The 8,451-nt window shown below is 50.5% G+C and carries 6 protein-coding genes and 2 pseudogenes; 3 read left to right on the plus strand and 5 right to left on the minus strand.

Annotated elements, in window-relative coordinates; all coding sequences use genetic code 11:
• Window position 1: 1 nt before the first annotated feature.
• The 4 genes from ACR3FF_RS16750 to ACR3FF_RS27440 form a co-directional block, all read right to left on the minus strand.
• Window positions 2-739 (minus strand): alkaline phosphatase family protein, encoded by a 738-nt coding sequence (locus ACR3FF_RS16750; protein ID WP_458189236.1) that lies wholly within the window; start codon window positions 737-739, stop codon window positions 2-4.
• 424 nt (window positions 740-1,163) lie between these two features.
• On the minus strand, window positions 1,164-2,177 hold the full coding sequence (locus ACR3FF_RS16755; RefSeq protein ID WP_458189238.1) for an AAA family ATPase: 1,014 nt from the start codon (window positions 2,175-2,177) through the stop codon (window positions 1,164-1,166).
• A 54-nt stretch (window positions 2,178-2,231) separates the two neighbouring features.
• Complete coding sequence (locus ACR3FF_RS16760) at window positions 2,232-3,281, minus strand: DUF4350 domain-containing protein (RefSeq protein ID WP_458189239.1); 1,050 nt, start codon at window positions 3,279-3,281, stop codon at window positions 2,232-2,234.
• The gene (locus ACR3FF_RS27440) at window positions 3,278-3,556 is read right to left on the minus strand and encodes a DUF8044 family membrane protein (RefSeq protein ID WP_472850156.1); all 279 of its coding nucleotides are present in this window, start codon (window positions 3,554-3,556) and stop codon (window positions 3,278-3,280) included. The genes ACR3FF_RS16760 and ACR3FF_RS27440 overlap by 4 nt, the downstream gene beginning before the upstream one ends.
• A 265-nt stretch (window positions 3,557-3,821) precedes the next feature.
• On the opposite strand from ACR3FF_RS27440, the gene ACR3FF_RS16765 reads away from it, so the two are divergent.
• On the plus strand, window positions 3,822-4,736 hold the full coding sequence (locus ACR3FF_RS16765; protein WP_458189240.1) for a glycosyltransferase family 2 protein: 915 nt from the start codon (window positions 3,822-3,824) through the stop codon (window positions 4,734-4,736).
• A 24-nt stretch (window positions 4,737-4,760) separates the two neighbouring features.
• Window positions 4,761-5,150, plus strand: a pseudogene (locus ACR3FF_RS16770) (DDE-type integrase/transposase/recombinase); the annotation flags it as partial.
• A gap of 195 nt (window positions 5,151-5,345) precedes the next feature.
• On the opposite strand, the gene ACR3FF_RS16775 reads toward ACR3FF_RS16770, so the two are convergent.
• Entirely contained in the window at window positions 5,346-7,724 is a 2,379-nt protein-coding gene (locus ACR3FF_RS16775; protein ID WP_458189241.1) for a hypothetical protein, read from the minus strand.
• 292 nt (window positions 7,725-8,016) lie between these two features.
• Here ACR3FF_RS16775 and ACR3FF_RS16780 point away from each other — a divergent pair.
• Window positions 8,017-8,365, plus strand: a pseudogene (locus ACR3FF_RS16780) (zinc ribbon domain-containing protein); the annotation flags it as partial.
• Between the last annotated feature and the right edge of the window lie 86 nt (window positions 8,366-8,451).

Genomic DNA, 8,451 nt, shown 5'->3' on the forward strand with positions numbered 1-8,451 from the left:
ATTATTCAGTATAGCCAAGATCGCTCAATCGATCTGTGATAACCTCTTCGTCCAATTTTTCATACTCAGTCGGTGACTCGGATTTCACTATCCGACGTTCAGTTGCTTCATTTACTACCCACGGTACCTCGATCAATTCACGTTTGTACAGATTACTAGGATGACCATAGGTTCGGATTGGGATCGGAAAGGTGCGTTCACCAACGAGGTTGCCATGATCAGCGGTAATAACTGTCTTTCCATCCAGTTTCTGAACTAGTTCGAATACATGGGGAAGCACCACTTGGAGATTTTCTGCATAGGCTTCGAGGATTTGCCGCCTGTCGACATCCATTCCATACAACAATGCATTCCATGGATGCGGTTTGCCGCCGTGATCGGTCTCGATACCCATGTGCTCAATCTCTTTCCCTTTCTCACCAATGAACGGAAAATGTGGCTGCATGAAGTGGGAGATGAGACGTTTATTAGGGTACTGATCGAATATCTCGAGTGTTCGCTGGACCATCGTCTCTGGTAACACTGTTCGATGCTCTTCGTTCCAATCGTCGTTCAAGAGGTTGACAATGGCGTGAAACGTTTCGTCCGGCAGTTTGAACGCGTGTGGGTTCGCCGTGATGTAAACTGTATCTTGGCATTCCCGTCCAACAAAGCTCTCTTGCATAAATTCCCAACTTTCGCTCCCTGGGGACAGTTTGCTCGTCACCCTGTCCCCGAAGTTGGTTTGCCGGATGTACATATCGTACCGACATGCGTCCAAGATAATTAGATTGTCCCAGTCTTCCTCCATCACATTCATACGTGGCTTCCGATTCACCAGTTGGGAGCAGTAGGCGTTGAACGTGAGAGCGAGGTCCTTCTGGAGGCGAACGATCTCTCTTCGGAGGAGCTTCGGCTCGCGTAGAGCTCGTTTCACATCCCCAAATGAATATCGCTGTCTACGGGTCATGAGTAGCACAACAATAGTGAGCGAGATACTTATAATTCTCATCCTATCAATTGACCCGCCAAGAGCGCATATCGACCCGTACGATGATTACCAATGAAAATAGTATTACGGCGGGTGATTTTGAAAGATATACAGACACCTACTATATGGCGTAATTCTCTATACTGACGTTTCGAAGTAATTCTCTCCGGAAGAGGCCAGTCAAATTTTGAATTCATTCGCTCTGACCATCAGGAATCGCCTCCTCAGCGTTAGATTCGTAGAGGGATGTGTCCGCATCAACGGAATCGCTCGGGAGCGAAACTTCCTCGAGTATTTCTTCGATGATCTCGCCACTCGTTACGCCACTCAGATCTGCATCAGTACTCGGGTGAAGTCGATGCGTAAGCACGGGATCGGCGAGACGTTTCACGTCGTCCGGGATAACATACTCTCGACCCCGAACCGCTGCTCCTGCTTTACAGGCATCGAGAAACGCAAGTGTTGCACGTGATGACCCGCCATATTCCACGTCCGAGTGCTCACGGGTTGCTCCGATAATGTCGAGTATATACTGTTTTACAGATTTATGGACGAAAACGTCGGAGACAAACTCGCGAGCTGAAAAAATATCTTCAGTGGACACTACATTGGATACATGTTCCGTTCCGAGTTCGGGTTGGCTATCGAATCGGTTTACCATTCTTAGTTCGTCGTCTCGTTCGAGTAAATCGACGGTGAGCTTCAGCTGGAAGCGGTCGCGCTGGGCCTCTGGAAGTTTGTATGTCCCTTCCATATCAATTGGATTTTGAGTTGCGATCACAATGAAGGGGTTCGAAAGCGATAACGTGTCACCTCGAATCGTCACCGCTTGTTCTTGCATTGCCTCCAACAGCGCGCTCTGAGTTTTTGGCGTCGCCCGATTGATTTCGTCGGCAACGACAACATTAGAGAAGATTGGCCCTCGCTGGAGTTCAAATTCACCGGTCCCTTCTCGATATACATATGTTCCCGTAATATCGGCCGGGAGAAGGTCGGGCGTCATCTGTATCCGAGTGTACTCAAGCCCGATTGCGCGTGCAAACAGATTGGCGATCATCGTCTTAGCGACGCCAGGAACCCCTTCTAAGAGAACGTGGCCGCGTGCCAGCAGTGCAATCATGAGATGCTCAACAATATCCTCGTTTCCGATCAGGACACTACTAAGCTCTTCGACGACGTCACTGTAGATGTCGGTTGGGTCGCTCATCTTGAGCACATTCAATGTCGACCCTGATAATTCATCTGGGCCCTCACAGATCCCTCATTCTCGATGTTCATGAAGGGCTGCGACGACGCGTTCGATACGTTGGGAGTCCCACTCGGGGTGGTGTTTTTCGATGTAGTCCACCAGCTCTTTCTCGCTTATTTCCGGGGTGTCCTGCTCGGGTGAATTCCGATACAATTCACTAATCCACTGACGAGGTCGTCGCGCCCAGCCAGCAAATCCTAAGACTCCAATAATTCCAAGAAGAATCTGCAGGGGTGGCGATGTTCTGAGCATCATAACGGCACGTACCAGCGGTGGCAATCGTGCCGAGTGCGAGTAGTCCAACATCACGACCTGATGCCTTTCGAAAATGTGGTGAACGAACGCTCTGTTATCGGATTGATCGATCATCGCATTAATGAACAGACTAGGATCACCGATGACGATAACACGGCCTTTTCCAACTCGTTCCGTTGATGCGACCGGAGTGGCTGTGAGCGACTCGTTTGTATCGAGTTTTTGGTTCTGATTCGTATCGAGATAGGCGTAATCCGATGTGGTCGCAAGGACAGTCGAATCGTGCGGACGGACAGCCGTTCCGTAATTGAAAGTAAGCGTATCGACTCCCTTTGTGAGTCGATGATTTGAGGTATTCCGTATGACTGGCATTGCAGGGGAGCGGTAGTTAAACTGAACGTCTCGAACGAGGCGCCCATCGATGCGGGCATTTGCACCGATTGATCTAAGTAACGAATTCGAGTGCCCACCGAAGTCCTCGGCAACGATTAGAGTGCCTCCGTTTCGAACGAATTTCTTGACCCGAGACCGTTCAGTGGGACCATATTCAATTATCGGTGAGATCACGACGGCAATTGTGTCGTTCGGATCCACATCGGCATAGTCGGAAGTGTCCTGAACTATTTTACTTTCTGCACCAGCATTAGATGCCACAGAGTGGAGTTCTGCTGCACCGTTCCATTTCATGCTATAGCTGCTGAACGCGGCCGTTGAGGTGCTTATTGCGAAGAGAAGTCCCCCAACAATGGCCACAGTCAGTATGAGCAAGAGTAAACGAGGATACCCAACGTCAGATAGGCTCTTCATGGAACAATCCCCGACCCGAGTAGCGAAAGCATCTTTTTAATGAGAATATATCCTAGTAATATGAGTCCAAGGATGACAAACCATTTCAGTCGTGCTCGCCACTTTGGCGTGACGGTAACAGGCGCCGTGAGTTCAATCATGATAAGGAATCCCACAAAGGTACAAACGAAAAAAATCGGCAGTGAAAGTTGCCCTAATACAGATAAAACGAAAATAGCAGAGAGCATCCAAGCGACTTGTCCGTGAACTAAGCGCTCTCGACCTCCTGTTGTCATCCTATGCAAAGTTGAGGTCCAAGATATAGTATGTTGTGGCACTTATCACATGGATGTGATCACGGTGTCGGATATTAATACCACGAAAAATTTAGCTTATTTAATGTTTAAAATGCTTTTTTGAGGTGGGTGGACAAATAATCGTTGGGGAGGTACTCAACAGGCTAATCCCACAGAACACTTTCTTGGTCTTTTATAAGTTTGTAATGGCGATTTGGCGTGGCCAAGAAGTTTTAAACGCTCCGGATTGTATTGTCCTCGCGCTATGGAGGGGGGACCAGCAGTTAGTGTCGTAATACCTACATATAATCGGGAAGATACACTCGGAGATGCAATCGATAGTGTCTTGGGACAGACTTATACTGATTTCGAACTTATAATTGTTGATGACGGTTCTACTGACAATACTGAAAATGCAGTAAAAGGATACAACGACCCAAGACTTCGTTACGTCGTTCACGAGCAAAATATGGGCGTGAGTGAAGCTCGAAATTCTGGTATTAGGGCATCTAATGGGGATTACATTGCATTTCTTGATTCAGATGACCGCTGGAGGCCTAACAAACTGCAACGGCAGATCGCTGCTCTGGAACAGAAATCCGAAGAGTGGATTGCCGCTTATTGTGGATTTTCATACAACAAGAAAAGTCTAATGCAGAGACTAAAATATCATGTCTTCAACCATCTATTCCAGACTTCAAGTAAAAAAAGAGGTGGAGCAGAATTAATCAAGGAAATTCTCACGCTAAATCTCCGAATCGGCTCCGGTTCAACATTAATTATAAAACGGAGCGCCATCACTGAGCTAGATGGCTTCGATCAAGAACTCGATATTCACGAAGATTGGGACTTAATCATACGGCTTCTCCAGCATGGGAAATTGGAGTATGTGGAGGAAGATCTCGTGGTTGGACGCAAATCAAATGATCCGTCTCCAGTTGATATGCATGAAGCTAAACTGAGATTTCTTTCGAAACATTCCAGTGTTGTTGCCGAATTGGAAAACGAGAACCATGGCGTGACAAATATTCATCAATTCCACCTTGGAGGATATTACATAAGAGAGGGCGAATTCAGTAATGGTCACCGTCATATCGACCTTTCCATGATTCGTAATCCAAAACACTTCGTTCTATTAGTATATTGGACATCTATTGGGATGAAAAATACGTTTCGTTGACTAAAGAAGCCCCAGATCCGCCGACGGCGGGTCGCGGTCGACGAAACCGCTGTCAAAATCAATGGTGAGTGGTCTTGGGTGTACGCTGCGATAGACACCGAAACAAAGCTGCTGCTCGCTATCGAAGTGTTTGATCGGCATGGCACTGATTCGGCGGCTTCGTTTCTGTCTGGATTGGCCGAGAAACACGATCTCTCGGACACTGTGTTTCTCGTTGATGGCTACGGCAATCGGACTGCCCTCTTTCGAATTGGGTTGCGCGGTCGGCTCGGCTACACAGAGCAAAACCTGATCGAAAAGTGGTTTCACACGCTCAAACAGCGCATCGACCGCTTCCATACGTCGTGGGTGGGCAGTCGGCCAAGCGTCCAGCAGTGGCTTGAACAGTTTGTGCATTACTATAATCATCAGTGACCACATCAATCGCTCAACAATCAAACGCCTGTCGAAGAAGAGCTAAACTAGACAGTGCCTGCTGTGCGAACGAATCGCTCCGCGATTTGTTAACGTCTATGGAGACTGCATTCCCTATGGACACGGTCATGCAAAGCGTGTTACCGAAGCAGGAAGCCCCGTCCTCGACGTGTGAAGCGCGTAGGGCGGGATAGTTCACGGGGAGCCTTCGAAAACGGCGTATCCTACTGCTTCCTCGACCCAGTGCATCGATTCATCGTCGAAGCTCTGTTCTTCTTCGACCTTGACTTCGACCCCTGTCCCAGAGAGGTTTCGATAGCGCAGGTGAACTGTATCAGGTCCGTTGAACGTTTGTGTGTCAGCAATGAATCGCGGTGATTCATACTGCTGCTGGAACGTGATACGAGACCACTGATTGGTGAAAGTTGTACCGGTTCGCTGTACCTCGAATGGTGTGCCATCAAGCTCCCCTGTCACTTGCTGGAGCGCAATGTATCCTACCGTCTCATTCACATGTGCCCCATTTGCTTCTTCCTCTTGGAGCCGCACCCCGAACGAGCTGTTTGAGACGTTTCTCAGTCTTGTAACAACGGGATCGGGACCGTTGAACGTCTGTGGCTGCGCCAGGACGACCGGCGTTCCCGTGAAGAACCCATCTAACGAAACGGTAACGAAGTCCTCTGTAGACCACACATCATTCTGATTCGATTGGATAGATACGGTTCCAGCTTTTACGCGATACGAGGTGCCATCGCCTAGCTGAACCTCGCGCTCATTCGGCTCCACGGCGAGTGAGTGGAATGTTTCGCTGGGGTGTGGTCCATTATAAGGCGGCCACAGATACTCCCATTCTTCGAGTTTATATTCGAAGTTGCCATCAGCGACGTTTCGGAGGCGGACATGACATGGTTGGCTACCGTTGTGCGTAAGTGGTTTCGCAATAGCGATGCCATTCGGTTGGACGACCGAATCGGCTTGCTGCCACTGACTTTGGTTCAGTTGTCCATCGGAATTGATCGTATTTATTCTGAATACGTCCTCAGCACCGGGGTCGTACGGTTCCCCATCAACGGTCCATGTCGCTGGCCCGTCCGCCTCCGTCGAGACAATACCGCCGGTCACGTAGAAGGCCACCGCCTGTCCTGCTGGAACCGTACCACTAGCGACTTCCGCATTCGGTGGCCGTGTCGGGCCGCCGTCTGGCCCCCAATCAATCGGTATCGTCGCTCCATTGGTACCCGCCGGGAGAACGGACTCGCCAGCGGTGATCTGATACGTCGTCGGCGAACTATTGCCCGTGTTATCGATACGGACGAGTTGTGAGGGCATCATCGGAACCTCACCAAGTGGTGGAGGACTAGGAAGCGGCGGCGTGGTATCCGGTTGTGCCGGATCACCATTCGTCGTCATCCGATTCCCGACGTACGTAGAGTTGGTTTGTGGACCACTCCCCCCAATAACACCGGACACGGTCCCCCACGTGTCCGGAACCTGTCCGATCCAGATACCGTACTCCGAATTGTGGTCGTTGGTGATCTGGACGTCTTCGAGTTGGAGGTACTCGAGGTTTGCAGGCGTGCCGTCGTTCTGTGTTGCATTGTACGTGTAGATAGCGTCGTGATTCTTCGTCGAATCGTAACTGATTCGCACCCGCTGAACGTCGATACGCTGGCAGGGCGTCGGTGCCGTAATCGCTCCGCCGCAACTGCTGTCGAGATACCGGTGATAGAAGTCGCAATCGGCGATAAGGAGTGTGCCGTCGTAGCTGTTGATGCCCGCGTCCGGATCCGCAGGATTGGTCGCCTCAGCGTTCACACCGCGTTGGAGCGAGCCGCCGGACCACGCCTGTGTCGGGTGTTGGTCGTCTTTGATTGAGACGCAGTTACGAACGTCGGTGAAACCCCCGAGGCGCATCCCATTCTGCGTGTTACGAACGAAGCAGTTCTGGATTTTGAGCCGTCCTTCGACTTTCTTGGCGTAAATCGTGTTCTCGCCCCAGTGCTCGAACCAACAGCGGTTGAACGTGAGCGCACCCTTGCCGGATTCAACCAGGATCGCTCGGCGGTTACTCGCTTCGTCTGGTTCACACGACCCCTCGTGGAAATAGCAGTCCTGTAAGAGCCCGCGCGAGCCTTCGGCCGCAGACAACCGGAAATATGTTCGTGCGTCACCGGAATCACCCGAGCCGACGCTGGTGTCGGTGGCTGCCCGAACTTTTCCACGGGTGATGAGCCGCCTGAGTTCCCAATTCCCCGAACTCGAGTTCATTCGCACGAATGGGGGAACGGGTACGTTCCGCATATCGAGTTCAAACCCATCTAGCACGAAGCCGTTCGAGTACACGTCGAACCACCGGATGCTGTCGCCTGACTGACCAGGCACCAAGCGTGCGCCGTCCGGTGCGATGAGTTCGAGGTCGTCCGTTCCTGATTGGACCACGAGTTCGTTGAGCCTGTACGTGCCCGGTGGGAACACGATGGTCGTATCGCTCCCGACGAGATCCCCAAGTACGGGGTCGATGGCATCCTCTCCGGTATCGTCTGCGCCTTCGTCGACGATGTTGTAGGTCGGCATCTACAGATCCTCCCTCGACGAGTTCAAGAAATCAACTTCGACACCCGAGTGTCGTCGGGTGTCTACGGATGTTTGTGATTGCTTGTTCCCGTTAAGAGAATCACTCTTTTCCCAATCAGTAGTGTCAACCACATGATCTCGCTGAGCAATGGTTTTACTCAATACCATACCCTAATTATTTCATGTAATACTAATTGTTATGATGTACCTGAATACAAAATATCAAAATATTTAACCAAATAATCATACCTTGCGACAGTTATTCTTGCTTGTCTGATCAGTATATCATATGAGAGCGAAGGTTGAGAGTATCGAGGTTGTAGAGGTGTCCGAGCGCGACACGAGCAAGACGTGTTGCGTCTGTGGTAGGGAAGACGATAGTCAGCGTGTTGAACGTGGCTTGTACGTGTGAAGAGTGTGATACGGCGTTCAACGCTGGCGTGAACGGGGCGGAGAACATCCGTCTCGACGTGAACGAAAGTAACTCCGAGTCTGCACCCCGTTTGGGTGTGGATAGGGGTACTGGCTGGTTGGCACAGCCCGGAGTCTACCTTCACGACTTGTCCCGCGGATTCCAACCGCAGGAACAAGTGATAGACTATAAACCGCATCCGTCTTTAGCTAAGACGAGAACCGCGTGACAGTGACGGCTTATCGAGGCTACTTTTCGAGAGGAATGAGGAGGAGAAGTCAGTGCACGACTCTCGCTCCTCATCAAGAATCATGC

The sequence above is a fragment of the Haladaptatus ordinarius genome, assembly GCF_054177595.1.

Bases quoted from the DNA above. Each gene is read 5' to 3' on its own strand.
- ACR3FF_RS16750 (WP_458189236.1), bottom strand. From the start codon at position 739: ATGTACATCCGGCAAACCAACTTCGGGGACAGGGTGACGAGCAAACTG.
- ACR3FF_RS16755 (WP_458189238.1), bottom strand. From the start codon at position 2,177: ATGAGCGACCCAACCGACATCTACAGTGACGTCGTCGAAGAGCTTAGT.
- ACR3FF_RS16760 (WP_458189239.1), bottom strand. From the start codon at position 3,281: ATGAAGAGCCTATCTGACGTTGGGTATCCTCGTTTACTCTTGCTCATA.
- ACR3FF_RS27440 (WP_472850156.1), bottom strand. From the start codon at position 3,556: ATGACAACAGGAGGTCGAGAGCGCTTAGTTCACGGACAAGTCGCTTGG.
- ACR3FF_RS16765 (WP_458189240.1), top strand. From the start codon at position 3,822: ATGGAGGGGGGACCAGCAGTTAGTGTCGTAATACCTACATATAATCGG.
- ACR3FF_RS16775 (WP_458189241.1), bottom strand. From the start codon at position 7,724: ATGCCGACCTACAACATCGTCGACGAAGGCGCAGACGATACCGGAGAG.